The 25,022-nt window shown below is 60.3% G+C and carries 18 protein-coding genes; 14 read left to right on the top strand and 4 right to left on the bottom strand.

The window, feature by feature from the left end; translation table 11 throughout:
* Positions 1-17: 17 nt before the first annotated feature.
* From BPSY_RS08210 to pyrE, 11 genes are all read left to right on the top strand, one after another.
* A complete protein-coding gene (locus tag BPSY_RS08210) occupies positions 18-1,571 on the top strand; it encodes a sugar ABC transporter ATP-binding protein (protein WP_033496322.1) in 1,554 nt (517 codons plus the stop codon).
* Entirely contained in the window at positions 1,568-2,791 is a 1,224-nt protein-coding gene (gene mmsB, locus BPSY_RS08205) for a multiple monosaccharide ABC transporter permease (protein ID WP_033496324.1), read from the top strand. The genes BPSY_RS08210 and mmsB overlap by 4 nt, the downstream gene beginning before the upstream one ends.
* Positions 2,792-2,928: 137 nt before the next feature.
* The gene (locus BPSY_RS08200; RefSeq protein ID WP_033496326.1) at positions 2,929-3,192 is read left to right on the top strand and encodes a hypothetical protein; all 264 of its coding nucleotides are present in this window, start codon (positions 2,929-2,931) and stop codon (positions 3,190-3,192) included.
* 57 nt (positions 3,193-3,249) lie between these two features.
* Entirely contained in the window at positions 3,250-6,345 is a 3,096-nt protein-coding gene (locus tag BPSY_RS08195) for a bifunctional [glutamine synthetase] adenylyltransferase/[glutamine synthetase]-adenylyl-L-tyrosine phosphorylase (RefSeq protein ID WP_033496328.1), read from the top strand.
* Between the two features lie 235 nt (positions 6,346-6,580).
* Positions 6,581-7,528: an aspartate carbamoyltransferase gene (gene pyrB, locus BPSY_RS08190; protein ID WP_033496500.1), complete on the top strand. Its 948-nt coding sequence runs from the start codon at positions 6,581-6,583 to the stop codon at positions 7,526-7,528.
* Positions 7,528-7,947 carry an aspartate carbamoyltransferase regulatory subunit gene (locus BPSY_RS08185; protein ID WP_033496330.1) on the top strand — a complete coding sequence of 140 codons (420 nt, stop codon included), beginning with the start codon at positions 7,528-7,530 and terminating at the stop codon, positions 7,945-7,947. Before pyrB ends, BPSY_RS08185 begins: the two co-directional genes overlap by 1 nt.
* 1 nt (position 7,948) lies before the next feature.
* Entirely contained in the window at positions 7,949-9,481 is a 1,533-nt protein-coding gene (locus BPSY_RS08180; RefSeq protein WP_033496332.1) for a dihydroorotase, read from the top strand.
* Between the two features lie 114 nt (positions 9,482-9,595).
* A complete protein-coding gene (gene pyrF, locus BPSY_RS08175; RefSeq protein ID WP_033496334.1) occupies positions 9,596-10,582 on the top strand; it encodes an orotidine-5'-phosphate decarboxylase in 987 nt (328 codons plus the stop codon).
* A 58-nt stretch (positions 10,583-10,640) separates the two neighbouring features.
* Complete coding sequence (locus BPSY_RS08170) at positions 10,641-11,468, top strand: dihydroorotate dehydrogenase electron transfer subunit (RefSeq protein WP_033496502.1); 828 nt, start codon at positions 10,641-10,643, stop codon at positions 11,466-11,468.
* A 46-nt stretch (positions 11,469-11,514) separates the two neighbouring features.
* Complete coding sequence (locus tag BPSY_RS08165; protein WP_051921945.1) at positions 11,515-12,495, top strand: dihydroorotate dehydrogenase; 981 nt, start codon at positions 11,515-11,517, stop codon at positions 12,493-12,495.
* Complete coding sequence (gene pyrE / locus BPSY_RS08160) at positions 12,489-13,214, top strand: orotate phosphoribosyltransferase (RefSeq protein WP_033496336.1); 726 nt, start codon at positions 12,489-12,491, stop codon at positions 13,212-13,214. Before BPSY_RS08165 ends, pyrE begins: the two co-directional genes overlap by 7 nt.
* 39 nt (positions 13,215-13,253) lie before the next feature.
* Here the strand turns inward: pyrE and BPSY_RS08155 are convergent, their stop codons facing one another.
* The 4 genes from BPSY_RS08155 to BPSY_RS08140 form a co-directional block, all read right to left on the bottom strand.
* The gene (locus BPSY_RS08155; RefSeq protein ID WP_033496338.1) at positions 13,254-14,177 is read right to left on the bottom strand and encodes a LysR family transcriptional regulator; all 924 of its coding nucleotides are present in this window, start codon (positions 14,175-14,177) and stop codon (positions 13,254-13,256) included.
* 81 nt (positions 14,178-14,258) lie between these two features.
* Positions 14,259-15,068 (bottom strand): 2,3-bisphosphoglycerate-dependent phosphoglycerate mutase, encoded by an 810-nt coding sequence (locus BPSY_RS08150; RefSeq protein ID WP_051921856.1) that lies wholly within the window; start codon positions 15,066-15,068, stop codon positions 14,259-14,261.
* 65 nt (positions 15,069-15,133) lie between these two features.
* Entirely contained in the window at positions 15,134-17,089 is a 1,956-nt protein-coding gene (locus BPSY_RS08145) for a bifunctional ADP-dependent NAD(P)H-hydrate dehydratase/NAD(P)H-hydrate epimerase (protein ID WP_051921855.1), read from the bottom strand.
* 114 nt (positions 17,090-17,203) lie between these two features.
* Entirely contained in the window at positions 17,204-18,805 is a 1,602-nt protein-coding gene (locus tag BPSY_RS08140; RefSeq protein WP_033496341.1) for an ABC-F family ATP-binding cassette domain-containing protein, read from the bottom strand.
* A gap of 175 nt (positions 18,806-18,980) precedes the next feature.
* On the opposite strand from BPSY_RS08140, the gene BPSY_RS08135 reads away from it, so the two are divergent.
* The 3 genes from BPSY_RS08135 (at position 18,981) to uvrC (ending at position 24,979) form a co-directional block, all read left to right on the top strand.
* Positions 18,981-19,349, top strand: coding sequence for a metallopeptidase family protein (locus tag BPSY_RS08135; RefSeq protein WP_033496343.1), 369 nt, complete (start codon positions 18,981-18,983; stop codon positions 19,347-19,349).
* Between the two features lie 297 nt (positions 19,350-19,646).
* The gene (gene uvrA / locus BPSY_RS08130; RefSeq protein WP_081884351.1) at positions 19,647-22,550 is read left to right on the top strand and encodes an excinuclease ABC subunit UvrA; all 2,904 of its coding nucleotides are present in this window, start codon (positions 19,647-19,649) and stop codon (positions 22,548-22,550) included.
* Positions 22,547-24,979 carry an excinuclease ABC subunit UvrC gene (gene uvrC, locus BPSY_RS08125; RefSeq protein WP_081884350.1) on the top strand — a complete coding sequence of 811 codons (2,433 nt, stop codon included), beginning with the start codon at positions 22,547-22,549 and terminating at the stop codon, positions 24,977-24,979. The genes uvrA and uvrC overlap by 4 nt, the downstream gene beginning before the upstream one ends.
* Positions 24,980-25,022 lie beyond the last annotated feature (43 nt).

The following is a 25,022-nucleotide window of genomic DNA, read 5'->3' as shown; positions in this document are numbered from 1 at the left end:
AGAAGAGGAGTGACGTGATGTCAGCAACTGAGACAATCCTGCAGATGCAAGGAATCACGAAGACCTTCGGCCCGGTCAAAGCGCTCACCGACGTGAACATGTCGGTGGACCGCGGAGAGATCCACGCGATCTGCGGCGAGAACGGGGCCGGTAAGTCGACACTGATGAATGTGCTTTCCGGGGTATACCCCTATGGCAGTTATTCCGGAACGATCGTTTTCGAAGGCAAGGAGTGCAAATACCACACCATCAATGATTCCGAAGCGGATGGGATCGTCATCATCCACCAGGAACTCGCACTGAGCCCATTCCTGTCCATCGCAGAGAACATCTTCATGGGCAACGAACGCTCCGCGGGAGGCGTCATCGACTGGAACGCCACACGCGTGGAAGCGGATCGGCTGATGAAACGGGTCGGGCTGCCCGAGGATCCCGATACCAAAATCATGGATATCGGCGTGGGCAAGCAGCAACTGGTGGAGATCGCCAAGGCGCTTTCCAAGGACGTCAAACTACTGATCCTCGATGAACCGACGGCCGCGTTGAACGACGAGGATTCTGCACATCTCCTGCATCTGGTCAGGCAACTCAGGGACGAGCACGGGGTGTCGAGCATCATCATCACCCACAAGCTCAATGAGGTCGCTGCGATCGCCGATGCGGTCACCATCATCAGGGACGGCTCGACGGTGGGGGACATGATCATCTCGCCTGAGACACCCTTCGACCAGGATGAACTCATCAGGAAGATGGTGGGCCGGGAACTGACGAATATGTATCCCGATCATGATTCGAAGCCGGGTGAGGAGCTCTTCCGCGTCAAGGATTGGACGGTTCATCATCCACTGGACGCTTCGCGTGTGGTGATGGATCATGCCAACTTCTACGTGCGCTCCGGAGAGATCGTCGGACTGGCCGGACTCATGGGCGCAGGTCGGACCGAAATGGCGATGAGCATCTTCGGCCACTCATATGGCAGCAATATCTCGGGAGAGGCTTTCGTCAAAGGCAAAGCCGTGCAGATGCCGAATGTGCAATCCGCCATCGACGCCGGTCTGGCGTACGCAACGGAGGACCGCAAGGTGTTCGGCCTCAATCTGCTGCAGAACATCCGTGAGAACGCCGCGCTTGCCTCGCTCAGGAAGATGAGCCGGCACGGTGTGATGGACGGCAACGTCGAGAGGCGAGAGGTCGAGGAGTACCGCAAGGACTTCAACATCAAGTGCAGAAACATCGATGTCGCGGTATCCACTCTGTCGGGCGGCAACCAGCAGAAGGTGGTGCTGGCCAAATGGGTCATCTCCAACCCCGACATTCTGATTCTCGACGAACCCACACGCGGCATCGATGTCGGCGCGAAATATGAGATCTACGAAATCATCGACCATCTGGCCGATGAAGGCAAGGCGGTTATCGTCATTTCCTCCGAGCTGCCGGAGCTGATCGGCATCTGCGACAGGATCTACACCGTGAGCCAGGGCAGCATCACCGATGATGTACCCAAAAAAGCCTTCACCCAGGAATACCTGATGAGGGGCATGACCAAGGAAAGGGAGGTGACGGCGCGATGACATCCGCAACCGTTGAACCAAAGAAATCGGAGCGAGACAAAGAAGTCGGCATGCTCTCGTCCATCGCCAGCAATGCCCGCCAATACGGCATCGTGGGCGCGCTTATCGTAATCGTGCTGGTATTCGAAGTGCTCACCGGGGGAGTGCTCCTCAAACCGAACAGCTTCGTCTCACTCATCCAGCAGAATGCCTACGTCATCATCCTCGCGATAGGCATGGTGATGGTGATCATCGCCACGCATATCGACCTTTCGGTCGGATCGCTGGTCGCATTCATCGGCGGCGTATGCGCGCTGCTGATGGAACGGCAGGGGATGAACTGGGTGCTCGCCATCGTCGTCAGCCTGGTCGTCGGACTGCTGGTGGGTGTGTGGCAGGGATTCTGGGTGGCATATGTCGGCATTCCCGGATTCATCACCACGCTTGCGGGCATGCTGATATTCCGTGGCCTGGCGACCGTTATCGTCGGTGAATCGGTACCGATCACATCATCCGCGTTCAGAGGCATCGCGAGGAACTACCTGCCCAATATCCTGATGTTCTGGGGGCCCTTCGACGGCTTGACCATCGTGCTCGGACTGCTGTGCATCGCGGCCTTCGCCTGGGCGCAGATCTCCCGCAGACGCAAGGCGGCCAAAGTCGGACTCGCCACCGAACCGATGAGCCTGACCATAGGGAAAATCGTCATCGCATCGGTCGTCATCGCCTTCGTCACCTACCTCCTGGCCTCCTCCGGAAACGCGGACCAAGGTGGTACCCCCATCATGCTGGTGATCGTGGCGGTTCTCGTTCTCGTCTACAACTTCATCCTGACACGAACGGTATTCGGACGTCACGTCTATGCGGTCGGCGGCAACCGTAAGGCGGCCATCCTTTCGGGCATCGATTCCCGAAGGGTCGACTTCACGCTGTACATCCATATGGGATTCCTTTCGGCCGTGGCCGCGGTCTGCATGCTCTCACGTCTCGCCTCCGCGACCGCCCAGGCGGGCATGGAGTTCGAGATGGATGCCATCGCCGCCTGCTTCATCGGCGGGACAGCCGTCACAGGCGGTATAGGAACGATCCCGGGTGCCGTCGTCGGCGCATTCGTCATGGGTGTGATCAACCAGGGACTCTCGATCATGGGCGTGGACACGGCAATCGTCAAAACCATCAAGGGATTGGTGCTGCTGGTCGCAGTGGCCATCGACATCATGTCGAAGCGCAAGAAGAGCTGATCGCTCACCATCGTGCACGCAGGGTGTGGCGGGATTGACGGACTCGGCGTCCGACCCGTCACACCCTCAACGGCATCCAACGAAGCGAACAGTCACAGACCCATTGCAGCACTCAGAGAACACGGCAAGGAGATGCCATGAAACTCAGCACATCGGCACAAGCGAAACTGTATGCCATGACCGCATTGGCATGCGGCATATGGCTTATCCAATCAGTGTACGAATCGATGCAGGACGGGAGCCTGCTTTCGTGGCCCACGCTCATATTCTCGGCATGCCTGCTCGTCGTGATCCTGCATACGTCGCATCAGGCGGTTTCGGGTATGCAGGCCGTACGCAGGTCCCAGGCGGAGGAGGAGCGGGCAACAGGCGACGATCCGGCCACAGGCAGGGATGACTGAATCCGCGCCTGTCACCATACCCGGTCCGCCGTGGCATTCGTGAGCTACATTTGATGCATGGCAGAACAAGCACAGCAACTGAGTTCGCAGGCACTCATACATGTCGGATTCCAGGATCTCGCCCAGGCTCGGGAAGGCTTTGCCGCGTTGCGGGCGGCGGGGATGAGTGAAGGCTGCATGGATGCCCTGTTCCAAGCACTGACCCGTGTATGCGATCCCGACATCGCCCTGCAGCATCTCACGATGATCCGCGAATCCTTCCACAACGACGGTGTGTACCTGCATGATCTGCTTCCCGATCCGCGGTCCTGGGCCACGCTGGTGTCCGTGCTGGGAGCCTCGGAGGTCATGGGTGTGCTGATGCGCACCAGACCGGACCTGCTCGAATGCGCGGCCTCATCAGAGGCGCTGCCGACGGCGGAAACGATGCGATCCGATATGCTCGCGGCCGTCGCCGCCGACGATGCCACCGAAGCTTTTCCCGTGTCCCGTCTCTCGCTCGCCGACGGCACGACGCATCTCAGAGCCCAGTACCTGCGCACACTCGCGCATATCATGGCACGGGACACCACGGCTTCCGACCCGGTCAGCGTGCAGCCGATGATCAGCAGGGCGCTTTCCGATCTTGCCTCAGCCGCCCTGGAAGCCGCGCTCGCCGTGGCCCGTGGAGTGGTGGATGAGGCCAAAGATTGCCGATTCACCGTCATCGGCATGGGCAAACTCGGGGCACGGGAATTGAATTACGTTTCCGACGTGGATCTCATCTACGTCGTAGAGCCGGTGGAGGATTCGAAGAACCACCAGCAGCTGGTGCGAGCCGGCAGCAAATTGGCGAGCATACTCCAGAAAGTGTGCCAATCGGTGGTCCCCGGGGTTCGGGAGCCATCGCTCTGGCAGATCGACACCGCACTTCGTCCCGAAGGCAAGGACGGACCTTTGGTCCGAACCCTGCAATCCCATCAGGATTATTACCAGCAATGGGCCCAGAACTGGGAGTTCCAGGCTTTGCTGAAAGCGCGCCCCGTGGCAGGTGACCGGGAGTTGGGAAAAGCCTACTACGATATGGCGCAGCAGTTCGTATGGAAGGCCTCGCAACGGGAGAATTTCGTCTATGACTGCCAGCAGATGCGCAAACGCGTCGAGAGTCTGATTCCCGCCCCGCTCAAAGACCGGGAGATCAAACTCGGCAAGGGAGGGCTCAGGGATGTCGAGTTCACCGTCCAGATGCTCCAGCTGGTGCACGGCAGATCGGATGAATCCCTGCGCACCACAGCGACGATCGATTCCCTGAACGCCCTCGCCAGAGGCGGCTACGTCTCACGCAATCAGGCCGAACGCCTGGCCCGGGACTACAGCTTCGAACGCGTGCTGGAACACCGCAGGCAGATGTGGTCGCTCAAGCGAACCCATCTCTTCCCGGATCTCGGCCCGGGCAGCATCGGAGGCATCGAACGATCCCGGGAGCTGAACCGCGATGCCCTCGATGCCAATATCGAGTTGCGCAGGCTCGCCCGGAGCCTCGGCATGCATGCCGATGAACTAGTGGAACGTTTCGACGCGACCCGACGCGAGGTCCGCAGACTGCATCAGGACATCTACTACCGCCCGATGCTGCCGATCAACGCCCAACTGAACGAGGATGAAATCAGCCTGAGCCCTCAGGCAGCCTTGGTGAGATTCGCCTCCGTCGGATTCCAGGATCCGCAAAACGCGATGAGGCATGTGCAGGCACTGACCTCAGGCGTATCCAGGGCGGCGAAGATCAACAAGATCCTTCTTCCCGCAGTGCTCGAATGGCTGGGTGAAGGGCAGAACCCGGATATGGGTCTGCTTGGTTGGCGCAGTCTGGAGGAACGCTTCGGGTCGGGCAGCAACTACCTCGGTTTTCTTCGGGATTCACCCTCGGCCGCCCAGCGCTTATGCCACGTTCTGGCGAATTCCCGCTTCCTGCTCGATGCCTTGAACAAATCCGCCGAATCGGTCACCTGGCTCGGGGATGATGCGAAACTCGGCGCGCGAAGCAGGGAGAGCCTCGACACCCAAACGGCTTCGGCAAGCGAACGTTTCGCGGACAGGCCACAGGAATACGCCCATTCGATACGGGCCATGCGCAGGCATGAAATCGAACGCATCGGACTTGCATGGATGAGCGGCACACTCGACGATGACGCCTGCCTTGAGGGGATGACGAAGGTCTACGACGCGATACTCGATTCGGCCCTGCGATGGTCGCTCAGACGACAGATGAAAGACAGGGACGGCTCCGTTCCCGTGGCGGCGGTGAGCCTGATCGCGATGGGACGGTACGGCGGGCGGGAGGTGAATTTCAGCTCCGATGCCGACGTGATCGCCATATACCGGCCAAACGAAGGCGTTGACGATCTTGAGGCGAACCGTTTCGCGAAGGCCGTCATCGATGACTTGCGAGGCGTCGTCTCCGGCCCGACGACGGTGGAACCGAAAATCGATCTCGATATGGATCTGCGTCCCGAAGGCAAGAACGGTCCTCTGATCCGTTCATTCGACTCATGCAGGGAATACTATGCGATGTGGTCCAGCGTATGGGAACACCAGGCCTTGCTCCGGGCGCGCTATGCCGCGGGCGACGAAGCGCTGGCGCACGACTTCCTGACACAGATCGCCGATCCGATCAGATACCCACGATCGGAGATCAGCCAAAGCCAGATCGGTGAGATACGTCGCCTCAAAGCGCGTATGGAGGCCGAGCGCCTGCCGCGTGGGGTGCGACGTGACCGCCATCTGAAGCTGGGCAAAGGAGGACTCTCCGACGTCGAATGGACGGTTCAGCTGATGCAGCTCCAGCATGCGGGCATGCATGATGAATTGCACACCACGCAGACGATTCCCGCGCTTCACGCCCTTGAACAGCTGGGGCTGATCGACGCTGAGGACGCCGACATCCTCGAACAGGGGTGGAGGGCCTGCACCGGGGCGCGAAACGGGAACTATCTATGGTCCGGCAGGGCGGCCCAGGCGGACATCCTCCCGGATGACAGCTATTCGCTTGGCGGTATCGCCGTCTATCTCGGGCATCCCGCGCACTGGGGGCAGCAATTCGAAAACCGCATGCTCCTGCTGATGCGGCGCTGCCGTGAGGTGATGGATCGTCTCTTCTACGACACGCAGGACTGAGGGATGGCTCGTGACGCCCTTCACGAACGCGCGATATGCGCCGGAAATGACGACGTATATCGCCGCTGTCCCGATGGCAGCGTAAATTCAACTAGGTCACATGAAGGTGGCCACCTTGACACAAGCGAAAGGTGAGCCTTTGTCCGAACAGCAACAACACGAACGCTTCTCGGAGCCCGTTGAGAATGGGACATCCCCGGCAGCATCCACCGATCAATCATTAAGCGGTCGCAGCGTGGTCACGCTTGACGATCTGACAACAGCCCAGATTCAGGATCTGCTGCTCAAAGCAAGCTATATCGACACGCATCGCAAGGAAGTCGCCCACACCTGCGATGGCAGGATTCTGGCCACGCTCTTCTACGAGCCAAGCACCCGCACCCGTCTCAGCTTCGAAACCGCCATGCTCCGTTTGGGGGGAAATGTCATCGGTTTCGCAGGCGCCCAGCTCTCCAGCGTCTCGAAGGGCGAATCCATAGGCGACACCCTGAAAACCGTCTCCAACTATGTCGACGCCGTTGCGATCAGGCATCCGAAGGAAGGCGCCGCGCTTGTGGCATCGCAGGCGGCATCCGTCCCCGTGATCAATGCCGGCGATGGCGGTCACATGCATCCGACCCAGACCCTGGCCGACCTGGCGACGCTCAAATCCCGCTTCGGGCGCATCACCGACCTCACCGTCGGATTATGCGGTGATCTGACCTTCGGCCGTACCGTGCACTCATTGATCGAGACACTGTGCCGCTTCGGCAATGTGCACTTCGTCCTGGTCAGCCCGGATGAACTGAAAACCCCGCAGTACGTTCTGGACCGCATCGATGAAACGCCAAGCTGCTCGTACGAGGAGGTCAAGGACCTGGTCTCGGTGATCGCGGACCTCGATGTGCTCTACATGACCAGGGTGCAGAAGGAGCGTTTCTTCAACGAAGACGATTACCTGCGCCTTCGCGACACCTACATCCTCGATGCGGAGAAGCTGAAGCTCTCCAAGCCGAGCATGGCGGTGCTGCACCCCCTGCCCCGTGTCAACGAGATCGCCGTCGATGTGGACGCCGACCCCCGCGCCGCATACTTCGAACAGGTGCGCAACGGGATGTTGATGCGTATGGCTTTGGAAAGCACCCTGGTCGGTGACACACTGCCAGGATATGAGGATTGGTCGAATAAGGAGGTTGCGGCCTGATGGAAGTTACCAGCATCACCAACGGCATCATCATCGATCACGTACCGGCGGGCACGGCGCTCACCGTGCTGCAGTATCTGCATATCGATCCGGCGACCGCGAAGCTTGCACTGATCATGAACGCGGACAGCAATCGTTACGGCTGCAAGGACATCATCAAAATCGAGGACGAGCAGGATGTGGATCTGGATGTGCTCGGATTCGTGGCCAGGCAGGCGACCGTGGACATCGTCAGAGGCGGTAGGATCGTGGCCAAACACCAGCCCAATCTTCCCGACCATCTGGTGAACGTGATCACCTGTGTGAACCCCCGCTGTGTCACCACAACGGAACCGGGCATCAGCCAGCGTTTCCACCTCGCGCACAGTGAACGGCATGAATACCGCTGCGATTACTGCGACGAGGAAGCGAAACTCTGATATGGGCGCATCACCATCCATATTCCTCCATGGACTCACGGTCTGGGACACAGGTGAGCGTATCGATCTCGCGCTTGGACCGCACCGGACGGCACCCACCGGATCGGCGCCATGCCTTGATGAGAGCGGCGCTCTGGGCAAGGCATGGATGCATGCGCTTGATGCCGGTGAGGACATCCATGTGGATTGCTCGGGCCTGACCCTGGCCCCGGGACTCTGCGATCCGCATGTGCATTTCCGCGATCCCGGGCAGACGCAGAAGGAAAGCATGCTTTCGGGTTGTGCGGCGGCGGCAAGCGGCGGATACACCAATGTCCTGATCATGCCGAATACGCTTCCCGCACTCGACGGAGCCGCGGTCAAGCCGGGCGATCAGGGTGCGCAGGAGGTGACTGACGCAGGCTTCGAGACATCCATCGACTATCTGCAGCATTATGCAGAGGTGATCGGGGAGACCCTGCCGGTCCGTTACTGTCTGTGCGTCGCAGCCTCCATGGGACGCGAGGGTCTGCAGGCGAGCGATATCGGGGCGTGGAAACGCTTCCTGCGCGGGCAGGGCGCATCCGGCGCATCCGGCGTGGCCGAAGGTCCCGATTCGCACCCGGTGATCGCGATCAGCGACGATGGTGCGGCGATCGCCGATGGGATACTGTCCGAGGTCGCGGAGCACGCACTGCTTGCCGGCATCCCCATCGTGGATCATTGCGAACACCACGAAAGTGGTGTCATCAATGAAGGCGAGATATCGCGACGGCTCAATGTACCAGGAATTCCCTCATCGACCGAGCTCACCATCGTTGACCGGGATATCGAGCTTGCCCGTCGCACAGGCCAGCATGTCCATCTGCAACATGTCAGCACGGCTGCGGCATTCGAAGCGATCCGCCGGGCCAAGCGTGAAGGATTGCCGGTGACCTGCGAGACCGCACCCCACTACCTGGCGTTGTGTGACGAGGATGTTCTTGAACACGGGACCTTGGCGAAGATGAACCCGCCGTTGAGAAGCGCGGCGGACCGTCAGGCCACCATCGAGGCGGTGTGCGACGGCACCGTGGATATGATCGCCACGGACCATGCTCCACATACGATCGCCGAGAAACAGCTCCCTCTGAGCGAAGCACCGAACGGCATCATCGGTTTGGAAAGCGCCTATGGCGTGTGCCACAGCGTGCTCGTCGACGGGGGATTCATAGACGACAGGCGGCTGATCGAGCTGATGGCCGTGGCGCCGGCGGGATTGATGGGGGTTCCCTCCGTCGACATCACCGCCATGCTGTCCGATCCCTCCCTCGGCAAGCAGCTACGTCTGCTCGATCTGAGGGGCCGAGACGACGCCGATGCCATCGATATGAGCATTCTCGCACCCGACGAACAGTGGACGATCGATCCCGGGAACTTCCATTCCAAGGCCCGCAATACGCCGTTCGGCTCATGGAAAGTCACCGGGCGTCCGATCGCCACCGTGATCTCCTCATCGTTGGCCTTCTCCCGAATACCGCAGGGGATGCTGATCGACGATGGGCAAGGCGCGTGATCGTCATCAGTCATCGTCGTGAAAGCTCATTGAACAATATGGTCATGGAACATGGCCGAAAGGGATTTCGCCTGATACGCGGATACAGGAACATATGGAAGGCGGCATAAGGCCTTGGACAAACTGATCGAAGCGATAGCACGCAGCGGCAACCCGAGCGTCGTCGGACTGGATCCGACCCCCGCCCTGATCCCATCACAGCTGATGCCAACGCCCGGGAAGGACCAGAACACCGCTGGCACCCAGCCTGCTCACGTCGATGACGGCGATGACGCGGATCGTGCACGATCGCTCGCGGATGCATATCTCCGCTTCAATCGTGCCGTGATGGAAGGCGTGCAGGGAATCGTCCCCGCCGTGAAACCTCAGATAGCGATGTATGAGGCCCTCGGACAGGAAGGCGTGCGGGCGTATATCCGTAGCTGCGCGTTGGCCCAGGAGATGGGCTTCTCGGTGATAGGCGACATCAAACGAGGCGATATAGGGTCCACGGCAAGCGCCTATGCCTCGCATCTCAGCGGCGTTCCGGGCGGTCGGGGGTCCTCGCCTTGGCATGAGGACGCGATCACCGTCAACCCCTATCTGGGTTCGGATGGCATCACCCCCTTCGCCCAGGCTGCCGAGGCAAGCGACACCGACCTCTTCGTGCTGGTCCGTACCTCCAACCCTTCAAGCGGTGAGATACAGGAACTGAAGACCGAAGACGGCCGGGCCGTTTACGAGTGCGTCGCCGATCTGGTGAGTGAATGGGGACGTGAGAGCATCGGCGAACACGGGTACTCCCGTCTCGGTGCGGTGGTCGGTGCGACGCATCCTCAGGCAGGGCGGAGTCTGCGTGCGCGCATGCCGCATACCTTCTTCCTGATCCCGGGGTATGGGGCCCAGGGCGGTTCGGCCCAGGATGTGGCCGCTATGTTCGACGACCATGCATCAGGAGCATTGGTCAACTCATCCAGGGGAATCATCGGCGCATGGCGCACCAGCGAAGGATACAGTCCGGATATGAGCGTCGAGGAGGCCTGCGACACTGTTTCACAGTGCGCACGCGCCGCCGCCATCTCCATGCGCGACACCTTGCTCGCCGCATTGGATGCACGATGAGCGGATGGACACCCGTGAATATGGCGAAGTCGGAGCGAAGAGACGGCAGGGGAAGACGATGAACAGTGCAAGTCATGATGTGCATGCCGATGACGGCGGTGCGTTCCTGATGCCGAGGCACAGCGCCAAGATACTCTCCGTACGGGAATTGGCTCCGGGCATCACCCATCTGGTGCTGGAGGACGCGTATGTCGCCCGGCATGCCGCCGCCGGACAGTTCATCAACCTCTATACGAATGATCCCACCCGGATGATGCCACGTCCCTTCGGCGTCAGTGCCGTGGAAGGAGATGCGATCACGCTGATCTTCGCCGTGGTCGGTTCGGGGACGCTCGATTTCTCCCGGCTGAGGGCGGGGGACAGCATCGATGTGCTCGGTCCTTTGGGCAGGGGATTCGATATGAGCAGATCCGCACGCTATGTGCTTGTCGGCGGCGGATTGGGCATACCGCCTCTGCTGTACGCAGCCCAGCAGCTCATGGCGAGATCCGATGCGGACAGTCTGGCCTTGCTGGGGTATCGCGACATCCGCTATGCGGATTCCACAGCATCACGATACTGCGATGCAGTGCGGAGCATCGACGAGTCTGAAGGCAATGTCATCACGCTGCTCAACCGTCACCTTGGAGGGCTTGACGGTGATGAATGCGGTGAAGGCAAGAGCGGGGAGACGATCATACTGTCATGTGGTCCGCATCCGATGATGAAGGCTGTGGCGCAGTGGGCTTCGGCTCATGCGATTCCCTCGCAGCTCAGTCTGGAGGCACGCATGGGATGCGGTTTCGGCAGTTGCGTCGCCTGTGTCGAGGACACCGTCGAAGGACGTAAAAAGGTATGCATGGACGGTCCGGTTTTCACGGCGGATGAACTTGGATGGGCGGTGTGAGATGACGATGATGGAATCCTTGCAGACGGATCCTGCCGGTACGGGGATGCGGAGCGAAGCGAGCGGGGAAGAAGGACGGTCACCGCGGGCGGAGACACCAGGCACCGATGAGCCACATACCGGGTGGAGGCACGGTACCGTCGTGGCCGGGGTCCGTTGGAAGAATCCCGTCGGCACCGCATCGGGCACCTTCAATCTGGCCGCCTGCGGACGCTACTACGATGTCAGCGCGATGGGCGCGATCAGCACCAAAGGCGTGTCCCCGGTTCCCTGGGAGGGCAACCCCACGCCGAGAACGGCGGAAACACCGTGCGGAACGGTGAATGCGGTCGGATTGCAGAATCCCGGCGTCGAGCATTACCTGATCGACGAGCTGCCCAAACTCAAAGCCCTTGGCGCCACGGTGGTGACCAATGTGGCCGGTCACAGCGACGACGACTATGCCCAGGTCGTCGCGCGCCTTGCGGACAGTCCTGCCGACATGCTCGAGATCAACGTGAGCTGCCCGAACGTCTCCCATGGCGGCATGTCCGTCGGGACCGACCCTTTGGCACTGTTCCGGCTCATCGGCAGGTTGCGGTCGATCAGCGACAAGCCGATGGTGGTCAAGCTTTCTCCGAATGTCACCGATATCGTCGAAATCGCGAAGGCCTGCGTGGATGCGGGTGCCGATGCCCTGAGTCTGATCAATACCCTGGTCGGCATGCGTCTGGACATCAACACCGGGAAACCCATCCTGGCGAACAACACCGGAGGGGTCTCAGGTCCCTGCATACTGCCGATCGCACTGTCCTTTGTATGGAGAGTGCGGCAGGCGCTGCCCAACATACCGATTATCGGCATCGGAGGCATCAGCAAGGGCGAGGATGCCCTGGAATTCCTCTATGCCGGAGCCAATGCGGTGGAGGTGGGGGCGGCTTCGCTGCTCGATCCCGTCGCGCCGCTCAGAGTCGCCCATGAACTTGAATCCTTACTGGATTCCAGACCACAACTTGCCGAGAAACTTGAGAAGGGGATGGCATGGTAGCCGATAACGGGCAGCATCAGACATCGTTGCAACATCGTTTCACACAGTTCCTGTTGCAGTCGGAGGCGCTGAAATTCGGGGATTTCACGTTGAAGTCCGGCAGGCAATCGCCGTACTTCATCAATGCCGGGGCCTTTGACGACGGGGCCAAGATCGCTTTGCTCGGAGAGTTCTACGCGACGGTCATCGAAGGGCTGATCAGCGAGGGCACCTTCCCGAAGGATGTCGAAACCGTATTCGGCCCGGCATACAAGGGCATTCCCCTGGCCGTCTCCACCGCGATAGCCCTCACCAGCGCGCACCATATGCCGATCGGCTACACCTTTGACCGCAAGGAGAAGAAAGACCACGGCGACGGCGGTTCATTCGTGGGAACGCCCTTGCGTGACGGCATGAAAGTCATCATGGTCGATGACGTGATGACGGCGGGTACGGCCGTTCGGGAATCGATTCCGAAGCTCAAGGCCGAAGCCGATGTCGAAGTGGTCGGCCTGGTTCTGGCCGTGGACCGCATGGAGCAGTCGAAGGGGAGCGAAGCCTCGGCTGTGCAGACCATAGAACGGGAATTCTCTTTCCCGGTGCGCAGCATCGTCAATGTCAGGCAGATCTTCCAAGCGGCGGCCGAAATGCAGCACGGTGACGGTTCAGCCCTCCTGTCCGTGGACATCCAGCAGGCCGCCGAGGAATATCTGGCACGCTACGGGTCGCATACCGTCTGAAAACGAGGATCCGAATCGCCGTTCAGCGATCACGGGCGCTCAATCGATGATCGAATACCCGTGATCCGCGACGACCGACTTGAGTTTCTCCAGATACAGGCCTGCGGCGGTCGAGATTTTGGCGCGTTCATTCGTGATCCACCCCAGGAGCATCGACTCATCCGAATCCAGGGGGACGGTGACGATCTTCTCGGTGTTGAGATCCTCGTTGTCGATTCCGGTGCAGACCGTATAGCCGTTGAGTCCGACGATGAAGTTCAGAATCGTCGCCCGGTCGGTCACATTGATCTGCTTGGGCGAGTATTCCGGCCACACCGCCTCTTCGGCGAAGTAGAAGCTTCCTTCGTCGCCCTGCTCGTACTGGATGAAAGGATAGGGTTCCAGATCCTTCATGGTCAGCACCTTCTTCGATGCCAATGGATTGTTCCTGGAAAGGAAGACGTGGAGGCCCGCCCGGAAAAGCGGATGGAACTCCAGATGCTTCTCACGCAGCAGTTTGCCGATGACGTCCTTATTGAAATCCGAGAGGTAGATGATACCCACCTCGGACTGCATATTGGCCACCTGATTGATGATGTCCCTGGTACGGGTCTCACGGATGGTGAATTCGTACTCGTCCGATTTGGTGGAACTGATCATCTCGACGAAGGCTTCGACCGCGAACATGTAATGCTGGGTCGAGACCCTGCACAGTTGCTTGCGCGGTTTGGCGTTCTTGTAGCGCTCCTCGAGAAGCGCCGATTGGTCGAGCACCTGTCTCGCGTAGGTGAGGAATTCCGCGCCGTCAACGGTAAGGGCGATGCCCTGGGATGACCGGGTGAAGATCTCGATGCCGAGCTCATTCTCCAGTTCCTTGACCGAAGAGCTCAGTGCTGGTTGGGAAACATACAACTCATGCGAAGCCTCGTTCATCGAACCGCATTCGACGATTTTCACGATGTACTTCAATTGCAGCAGTGTCATACATGAAATCTATAGCAGATGCCATGAACACAGCTGTTGCTTATAGCAACCCGACGCGGACCCGGCCGGACCGATCGGCGATCAACTGCGGGGGGCCTCGGCCGAGCCCAGGGCGTTGGTGTCGGCTATGCCGCGTGCCGCCGCTTCAGGGTCGAGATAGATGCCCTTGCCCAGCACCTCGGGCCTGCCATCGCCGCCGACCGCAAAGTCATACATCATGGGAACCCCTGTCGGGACGTTGATGGAACGGATATCCGCATCGCTGACATGCTCCAGTTCCTTCACCACCGATCTGACAACAGAACCATGCGTGACGATCAGCACGGTTTTGCCCGAAGAGAGCAGCGGGAGCACGCGGCCGTCCCAGAGAGGACGGAGCCGGATCCAGACGTCTTTGAGACATTCGCTTCTGATGCCGGCGGGATCGAGGGCATCGAGACCATCGGAGAACATCGCCGAATACCGGGGATCCAGACCCTGAAAGTAGGGTGAGTCCTCCTCGATCTCGGGAGGGCGCACATCAAAGGACCGCCTGTAGGTGTTGAAGAGCTCCTCGCCATAGCGATCGCGCATGGCTGGTCTGGTCTGACCTTGGAAAGCGCCGTAATGCCTTTCGTTGAGACGCCAGCTGCGTTCAACGGGGATCCACAGCCTGTCGATGGCATCGAGAACGATGTCGGCTGTGTGAATGGATCTCCTCAACACCGAAGTGAGGAGCGCATCGGGCTTCAACCCCGATGCGGCGAGCAGCGACGCAGCGTGTGCGGCCTGTTGCTCGCCATGGGCGGTCAGAGGTATATCCACCCAGCCCGCAAAACAATTCACCGTCTTATCGGTCCAGATGCTTTCACCATGCCGCATGATGATGAGCTTGCCGTGCTGCTGTTCCATAGCCATCTCCTTGTGACCTCATGTGGATATGAGCCTAGTCCTGTCGCCGCCCTGCACTGCGGAGGTCATACTTCCTTATCCACGCCGCCGTCATCGATCACATCATCGTCGTCGTCATCGCCGTCGGATGAAAAGGGCGAGGGACGGTCGTCCGCGCTGTCCGGCTTCTCCGATTCAGGGGAGTCGTCGTACAACCCCGCCAGCAGCGAGAAGGCTTTCGGCAATGCGTCTATCACATCGCTTGCCGTTACCGGATGTCCCAACGAGGGCGTATCGGATGCGCTGCCTGATGTGAGACGGCCGGTGAGATCCTCACTGAAGGATTGCACATCATCACCGTCGTAGAGCACGGGAAGCGACCACCCGAACTGTGCCGATTCACTGGCCAGGGACGCCGCCAGGGCATGCACATAGGCGCCCGCGGCCACATAATCGGGCATCAGATCGGGATGCGCGATCAGATTATCGGCATTCTGCGCGAGCACGGCGCCCAGCGTTCCCGCCAACACGTCGCCGGCACCTGCGGTCGACAGCCATGCCGGCGCACGACCAACGGTGATCACGCGGGGGAGTCCTGAGCCATCGTCGCCGACAATCACCGTGATGGCACCCTTCAACAGCACGGTGGCTCCGGTCAGTTCCCAAGCCCTCGTCGCCCATCGCAGAGGTTCCGAGGCGATGGCCGCCGAATCCACATCCTCGCCTCTGGCCTGCAACAGGCGCGCCAACTCACCCGCATGCGGCGTGATGACCACAAGGGATGTCACATGTTCCGGCATGATATCCAAAGCACCGGTATCCACCACGACCGGGGGCAGCCCAGAACCCTCCTGCGAGATGGCATCGGGGGAGGAGCCCGTCGCATCATAGGAGCTCAGTATCTCGCCGATACGAGAAGCCTGTCCGTCATCCGAAGCCACCTCCTGACCGGGATCGACGACGGGAAGTCCGGATCCGAGCGTCCAGGCCTGAACCCTGCCTGACTCGAATACGGCTTCGGGCAATATCTGCAGTATGCGGTCACGAAGCTGCGGGGGGCCGATGTACCTGACCATTCCGACATTGGAGCGGGCCCCGGCAAGCGTCGAGAGCATACCGGCCCCCGGGTATCGCTGCGAGCCCGTGACCAGGCCGAGGACCGAGCGGGTGTATTTGGAATCGTTGACTCTGGGCAGACGTATGGATTGCGCGCTTTTGCGTGCGGTCATCACCTCCGCGACGGGCGCGGATCGCTCGGTTTCGAAATCGAAATCCACCAGCACCAACTGACCGCAGGCATAGGAGGAGGGAGGCAGCAGGGCGCAGGGTTTCAAGGCGCCGAAGGAGACGGTGACATCCGCCGGAATATACGGACCCGGTAGGGAGCCGTCATCCACACCGACCCCCGAAGGGGTGTCGACGGCAAGAACCATGCGGGAATCGTCGATATGGGAGCCGTGGGGGAAGGCGATACGATCCGGCAGCCCCTCCGTTTCGCCGATAAGACCCGCTATCTCGGCGGGAATGCCTCTCAGGGCCCCCTTGAGTCCGATGCCCGTCATGGCATCGATGATCAGATCGGCCTTGCCGAGTTCGACCATCGCCTCATCCATATGCGCCGAGCGCTCCTCCGCATTTCTGGGGGCGGTGACGCCGGGTATGCGCGCCTGCTCGTCCAGCGCCACGATATAGGCATTGCTGTTCGAGAGTTCGACGAGTGCTTCATCATCAAGGGTCTTCCCCACGGCGACGAGGGTTGTGTGGGCACCGGCTGAGGCGAGTCCGGCGGCCGCGAATGTGCCATCCGCACCGTTGTTGCCGGCTCCCGCCAGCACCACGACGCGGCTCTCGGATAGCGGACCGACCGCATGCGCGATCATCAGAGCTGCGGTGCGTATGACCGCGGAGGCGGCCTGACGCATCAGCGGCACGCCCTCGTGCAGCAGCGGATCTTCAAGATCGCGAATGGATCGCTCCGAAAAGGCTTCGGTGAGAAAGGCCTCCAAAGCCTGCGCATCATCGTCAAACAGCAAGGACACCATGGCGGGATCCCCTTCCTTTGCGGAAACAATGGCCCTATTGCTCCACTGTACCCTGAGGGCATCTGTTCCGCGTTCGGAAGAGGCGATGCGCGCACCTGGCGGCATCGCCGTCCGTTACTCTTCGGCGACGAGCTCCAGATAGCCGTCGTTCCAAAGATCCTCGTCACCGTCCGGCATCAGCAGCACGCGCTCGGGGTTCAACGCAAGCACCGCACCCTCGTCGTGGGTGACCAGGACGATCGCCCCCTCATACTTCGATATGGCCTTGAGGATCTCATCACGACTGGCGGGATCAAGGTTGTTGGTGGGCTCATCAAGCAGCAGCACGTTGGCGCGACTGGTCACCAGAGTGGCCAATGCGAGCCTGGTCTTCTCACCGCCGGACAGCACCGAGGTCGGCTTCATCGCATCATCGCCGGAGAAGAGGAAGGATCCGAGGATCGAACGCGCCTGCGTATTGTCAAGATCAGGTGCCACCTGCTGCAGATTCTCCAACACACTCACCTGGTTATCCAGGGTGTCGTGCTCCTGCGCGAAATAGCCGATTTTCGCACCGTGGCCGAATTCGACCTCACCGGTGTCGGGTTTGTCGATACCGGCCAGCAAACGCAGCGTGGTGGTTTTTCCCGCGCCGTTGTATCCGAGGATCACAACGCGCGACCCTTTGTCGATCGCCAGATTGATGCCCGCGAATACGATATTCGATCCGAAGGCCTTGGAGATGTCCTTGGCCATAATCGGCGTGCGTCCGCACGGTGCCGGTTCCGGGAACCTGAGATCCGCAACCTTCTCGGCGCGCTGGGCGTCTTCCGTGTTCTCCAACAGTCGCTCCGCGCGGCGCATCATATTCTGGGCGGCCACGGCCTTGGTGGCTTTGGCGTGCAGACGAATACCCTGCTTCATCAGACGGTCGGCCTTCTTCTCGGCGACCTCGCGTTCACGCCTGCGGCGTTCCTCATCGACCACCCGCTGACGAAGGTATGCTTTCCACCCCAGCGCGTACATATCGATCGAACCGCGTTGGGCATCGAGATGCCAGACCTTGTTCACGGTCTCATCCAGAAGCTCCGTGGAGTGGGAGATGACCAGGAAACCGCCCTCGAAGCGCTTGAGGTAATGCTTGAGCCATTCGATGGAATCGGCGTCAAGGTGGTTGGTGGGCTCATCGAGAATCAGCGTGTCCGCGTCCGAGAAAAGGATTCTGGCCAGCTCGACACGTCGACGCTGCCCTCCGGAAAGCGTACCCAATTCCCGGTTGAGCACATCCTGATCGAGCCCGAGGCTCTCACCCATTTTTATGGCCTCTGATTGCGCGGCATAACCGCCTGCGTTCTCGAAGTCCTGCTGGGCCTTGTCATAGCGGGCCATCGCCTTTTCCATCACATCGGGATCGGGGTTCATCATATCCTGTTCGGATTTGCGAATCCTGGTGATGATGGACGAGATATCCCTCGCGCTCATGACGCGGTCGCTCGCGGTCTGGTGAGGATCCGCCACATGGGTTGACTGCGGCAGATACCCGAGCTTCCCGGAGACGCGCACCTTGCCGTCAGATGGCAGCATATCGCCGGTGATGACGCGCGTCAGCGTGGTTTTCCCTGCTCCGTTTCGACCCACCAGACCGATGCGGTCGCCTTTGGCGACGTGAAAATCGGTAGGGGAGAGCAGCACTCGGGCTCCAATACGAATTTCCAGCCCCTGTGCCTCAATAGCCATGCCTCTACCGTCTTCCTGATGTCCTGTTGTGTGAAATCGAAAATACCCAATCGCCCATCATAGCGAAGGGGATACCTGTAATGCGCTTCGCGCCGAAAGCCGGCCTCGATGCGCTCCGGGCGTAGCGGTGATTCGCGTATCGTTGCAGGAAGAGCGAATCACAAGGGAGGCGCAGATGCATGTCGATGATGAGGAATTCGAATCCGCCGTGCACGACGCCCTGGCAGGTCTGCCCGAGCGCTTCCTCAAGGCCTTGGATAATATCGTGATAACCGTCGCCGATGAACCGGATGAGGGACAGCTGGCAAGAGGCGCCTCCGCCACCGGGGAGCTTCTGGGACTCTATGAGGGCATTCCGCTTCCTCGACGCAGCTGGGGGTATGCGGGCGCTCTTCCCGATGTCATCACCATCTTCAAAGGGGCCCATGAACGGGTGTGCCACAGCAGGGAACAGCTGATCCGACAGATCCGAAGAACCGTGCTGCACGAACTCGGCCATTACTTCGGCTTCGATGATGACTACCTGCACCGGCATGGCTACTAGACCGCTCTCCAGCGTGCTCTTCAGTATGCTCGCCATCACATATGCCACCGCATGTGCCGTGCGCCGACACACAATCATGACGGCCTCGGCACATGATGAAATCCCTTCTCGCTCTACGCATATTTCGAACATGTGTTCGAATGCATCGATGTTTTGCGTTAAGATATTGCATTGTTCATCGGGCTATACGGTCACCTGGCAGCAGCACCGCTACACGCATAGATAAGAATCGGACGGATAGTGGATCATAGAGCAACAACACAGCAGTCATCGCAGTCGGCATACGATCATCCGCATATGGTGGCGGACGGGGAATCGCTTATCGCGGATCTCAAGGAGGTGCCGAATGACAGGAAGATCGTCATCCAGGGCGCCCGCGAGCATAACCTCAAGAACGTCGACCTCGCCTTCCCACGCAACCGCATGGTGGTGTTCACCGGTCTGTCCGGATCCGGGAAATCATCACTGGCCTTCGACACCCTCTTCGCGGAGGGTCAACGGCGATATGTCGAGTCCCTTTCGGCCTATGCACGGCAATTCCTCGGTCAGATGGACAAACCCGATGTCGATTTCATCGAGGGCCTGAGCCCGGCGGTCTCGATCGACCAGAAGACGACCAACCGCAACCCGCGCTCCACCGTGGGCACGATCACGGAGATCTACGATTACCTACGTCTTCTGTTCGCACGCACAGGAATCCCGCATTGCCCGGTATGCGGCGAGCTGGTCACGGCGCAGACGCCGCAGCAGATCGTCGATACGCTACGGACGCAGAAGGACGGCACCCGATTCCAGCTGCTCGCTCCGGTCGTCAGCGGCAGGAAGGGCGAATTCGTCGAACTCGTGGAGACACTGCGCTCGGATGGGTATTCGAGGGCCGTCATCGACGGCGAGATGACACAGCTTTCGGACGAGATCAAACTGGCCAAGCAGAAGAAGCACACCATCGAGGTCGTCATCGACCGTCTGGTGATCAAAGAAGGCATCCGCCAACGGCTCACCGATTCGGTGGAGACCGCACTGAAACTGGCGCATGGCACGGTGATCGCGGACTTCGTCGATCTGGACAAGAAGGACGAGCGGCGTCGTCAGCCTTTTTCCGAGCACCGCAGCTGCCCCAATGGGCACGCACTGGAACTGGATGAAATCGAACCCCGCACTTTCTCCTTCAATGCGCCCTACGGTGCATGCCCGGCGTGCACCGGCCTCGGCTTCAGTCTTGAGATAGATCCCGAACTCGTGGTGCCCGACCCTGATAAATCGCTCGCCGACGGCGCCATCGAGCCCTGGGGCGGAAGCAAAAGCACGTCGGAGTATTACGAGCACCTCCTTGAAGGTCTGGCGGATGAGCTCGGCTTTTCGATGAAGACGCCCTGGAAGGAATTGCCCACAGACGCCCGTCACTCGATTCTCTACGGCCACCATTTCAAGGTCAAGGTCTCCTACAGGAACCGCTGGGGTCGTCTTCGTGAGTACTCAACCGGATTCGAGGGTGTGATTCACACCCTGATGAGAAGGCACGACGAAACCGATTCCGATCAGATGCGCCAGTACTACGAATCGTATATGCGCGAGATCCCATGCCAGACCTGCCAAGGCAAGCGTCTCAAGCCCGAGGTGCTCGCGGTTACCGTGGATGACCAATCCATAGCCGATGTGTGCGATATGCCCATCGAGAGCAGCCTTGGCTGGGTATCGGGTCTTCATCTGGAGGGCGCCGCCGCGAAAATCGCGGGCGAGGTGCTTAAGGAGATTCGTTCGAGACTCGGATTCCTCAATGACGTCGGTCTTGACTATCTGACGCTATCGCGTGCCGCGGCGACCCTTTCCGGAGGCGAAGCCCAACGCATCAGGCTCGCGACGCAGATCGGTTCCGGTCTGGTGGGTGTGATGTACGTCCTCGACGAGCCCTCGATAGGCCTGCACCAACGCGACAACGAGCGATTGATCGAAACGCTGCATCATCTTCGCGATCTGGGCAACACCCTGATCGTGGTCGAACACGACGAAGAGACGATTATGGAGGCCGACTGGGTCGTCGATATCGGTCCGGGCGCGGGCGAGCACGGCGGCAAGGTCATGTTCTCGGGTCTTTCCCAGGAGCTCGTGAACGCCCCCGGCTCCATCACCGGAGATTACATCGCCGGCAGGCGAAGCATCGCCACCCCGAAGAGGCGTCGCAAGATCCGCAAGACCAAGCAGCTCACCATCGTCGGGGCGCGTGAGAACAACCTGAAGAACCTCACCGTGCACATCCCACTCGGGGTCATGACGGTGGTTTCCGGGGTTTCCGGTTCGGGCAAATCGACACTGATCAATTCGATCCTGTATCCGGTGCTCGCCGACCGGCTCAATGGCGCACGCATCGTTCCCGGCAAGCACACCAGGGTGGATGGTGTGCAGCAACTGCGCAAGGTCATCCATGTGGATCAGAACCCCATCGGACGGACCCCGCGATCGAATCCGGCCACATATACCGGCGTATGGGACAAGATACGCCAGCTTTTCGCGAAAACGCCCGAAGCCCAGGTGCGCGGATACGGTCCGGGACGCTTCTCCTTCAATGTGAAAGGTGGTCGTTGCGAGGCCTGCCACGGGGACGGCACGATCAAAATAGAGATGAACTTCCTCCCCGATGTCTACGTGGACTGCGAGGTCTGCCACGGCAAACGCTACAACCGTGAAACCCTCGAGGTCACCTACAACGGCAAATCGGTGGCCGACGTATTGGATATGCCGATCGAGGAGGCCGCCGACTTCTTCACCGCCTATCCCTCGATCGCACGCTATCTGCGGACACTGGTGGACGTGGGCCTTGGCTACATCCGCCTCGGACAGCCCGCTCCGACGCTGTCGGGCGGCGAGTCCCAGCGCGTGAAGCTGGCCACGGAGTTGCAGAAACGCTCCGACGGAACCACGGCCTATATCCTTGACGAACCCACGACCGGACTGCACTTCGAGGATGTCAGCAAGCTGCTGAAGGTGCTCCAGGGCCTTGTCGACAAAGGCAATACCGTCATCGTCATCGAGCACAATCTCGATGTGATCAAAAGCGCCGACTGGATCATCGACCTCGGTCCCGAAGGCGGCAACAAGGGCGGCACCATCGTTGCGGAAGGCGTTCCCGAACGGATCGCCGAGGAGAAGGACAGCTGGACGGGCCGTTTCCTCGCCAAGACGCTGAAAGGCACCGGGCAATGAGTTCCGGCATCTTCGAACGACACTCCAGCGACGTGTGGAGGAAAACAGCCTCCGCACTGATGCGGACGGATGCCGGCGGAGGCCAGAACGAGGGTGGGAGCAACGCTAACGGCGCCCCGCTCCTCGGTGATTCCAGGGATGGTTTCAGGCCCAAGGCCTCGGACATTCCGGCACAGCCCGGCGTATACAAATGGAGGGATGCGGAAGGCCGGGTCATCTATGTCGGCAAGGCCAAGAACCTGCGCAATCGTCTGAGCAATTATTTTCAGCCGCTGTTCCAACTGCATCCACGCACCCAGACGATGGTGCTCACCGCCCGGAGTCTGGAATGGACCGTGGTCGGCACGGAGCTGGAGGCGCTCACCCTCGAATACACATGGATCAAGGAGTTCGATCCACGCTTCAACGTCGTGTTCCGTGACGACAAGACCTACCCTTATCTGGCCATCTCGGCCGGCGAGGATGTGCCTCGCATATGGATCACACGCAGCAGAAACCGTCGCGACACCAGATATTTCGGGCCCTACGCGAAGGTATGGGATGTGCGGCAGACCCTCGATAAGCTGCTGAAGAGCTTCCCTGTGCGCAGCTGTTCGCCCAGTGTCTTCCACCGGGCACAGGTCAGTCAGCGCCCATGCCTGCTCGCATCGATCGGCAAATGCTCCGCACCATGCGTGGGCCGGATCGATCTTGATGAGCACAGGAAGATGTGCGAGCAGCTCATCGGGATCATGACCGGCAAACTCGGCCGTTCCTTCAGGGCGACGCTGGGCGCGCAGATGAAGGAGGCCAGTGAGGAACTTGATTTTGAGCGTGCCGCCCGTCTGCGTGACCAGATCACCATGCTCGACACGGTTATCGAACAGAACGCCGTGGTGTTCGAGTCCGATGTGGACGCGGATGTCTTCGGTCTTGCCAGCGATGAGCTCGAGGCCTCGGTCCACGCCTTCTTCGTCAGGGCGGGCTCCATACGCGGGGAACGCAGTTGGAGTGTGGAACGGGTCGAGGATGTATCCGATGAGGAACTCGTCGGGGATCTGATCACGCAGGTGTATTCGACCCTGCTCGAAGAGATGCCGAAGGACGGGGACCGGCAGGAATCCGAGCCATCGGAGACCGACCGCGATGAAACGCGGATCCGCAGCGCCTCATCGGCGGGGATCACCATCGCAACGGCGCGCGAGGCTTTGGGCAGCACGCAGCGAGCCACCGCGACGGACAGCACCTCCAGGTCGAAGGCCACCAAGTTCCGCAAGGCACGTCGCAAGATGACGGGCCGTGACGATCTGCTGGAACCCATCTCACCGATTCCCAAGGAGATCATACTGCCCTTGGCCCCGAGCAAGGAGCAGCAGCTGGAGCACTGGCTTTCGCAGCGCCGTGGTTCGGGTGTCACCATCCACGTACCCTCCCGCGGGGAGAAACGCACCCTGATGGAACGCGCCAACGCCAATGCCAGGCAATCCTTGCAGCGCAGCAAGATGAGCCGCATCAGCGATATGGGAGCCCGCACCAAGGCCATGAACGACCTTGCCTCGGCACTGGGGCTTGCTCAGGCCCCGCTGCGCATCGAGTGCTACGACATCTCGAACACCCTGGGCGGCGCGTACCAGGTCGCCTCGATGGTGGTGTTCGAAGATGCCACCGCGAAGAAGTCCGAATACCGGCGCTTCTCGATCCGCGGCAAGAACGGCGAGGGTGCGGTGGACGACACCACGGCCATCTACGAGACCCTGAGCAGACGTTTCAGCCACGGGAACGTGGCCGGGGACACCGGCGACAGCATGGAGAACGAGCGACAGATCGAAGAGGCCGGCGTCGAGCGCCAAGCGGATGGCGCAGCCGGGGAGATCGTCCAGCAACAGGTGCAATCCCATCGTTTCGCATACAAACCCAATCTGATCGTCGTCGATGGCGGCAAGCCGCAGGTACGGGCGGCGGCGAAGGCCATCAGGGATCAGGGTGTGCAGGATGTCGCCGTCTGTGGACTGGCGAAGCGCCTTGAGGAAGTGTGGATGCCCGACGAGGACTATCCATTGATCCTCAAACGGCAATCGGAGAGTATGTATCTGCTGCAACGTGTCCGTGACGAATCCCATCGTTTCGCGATTACCTACCATCGACAGAAGCGTCGCAAGGGTGCCCTGCGCTCGGCTTTGGACGGTATTCCCGGTGTCGGCGCCTCGTACCAGAAGCGCCTGCTCAATCACTTCGGCTCGGTGCGCGCCATGCGTCAGGCGAGTATCGAGGACTTTGAATCCGTCAAAGGCGTCGGCAAGGCGAAGGCGACGACGATTTACGAGGCTCTTCATCGCGATGATGACAATGGGGATGCCCCGCAGAAGGCTGCCGCAGGCACCGCGGTCACGGTCACCGACACAGCCGAGGGCGTGGTGGGCCAGGCGTCCGAGGAGCCAGGAAACGAATAGGCATCACACTTCGCTTAATATTGGTATTGAGCGAAGGAGATAT

Origin of the sequence: Bifidobacterium psychraerophilum, from assembly GCF_000741705.1 — a bacterium.
Lineage (GTDB): Bacteria > Actinomycetota > Actinomycetes > Actinomycetales > Bifidobacteriaceae > Bombiscardovia > Bombiscardovia psychraerophila.
Note: the sequence above shows the minus strand (reverse complement) of the source record. Positions and strands in the feature narration are given on the sequence as shown.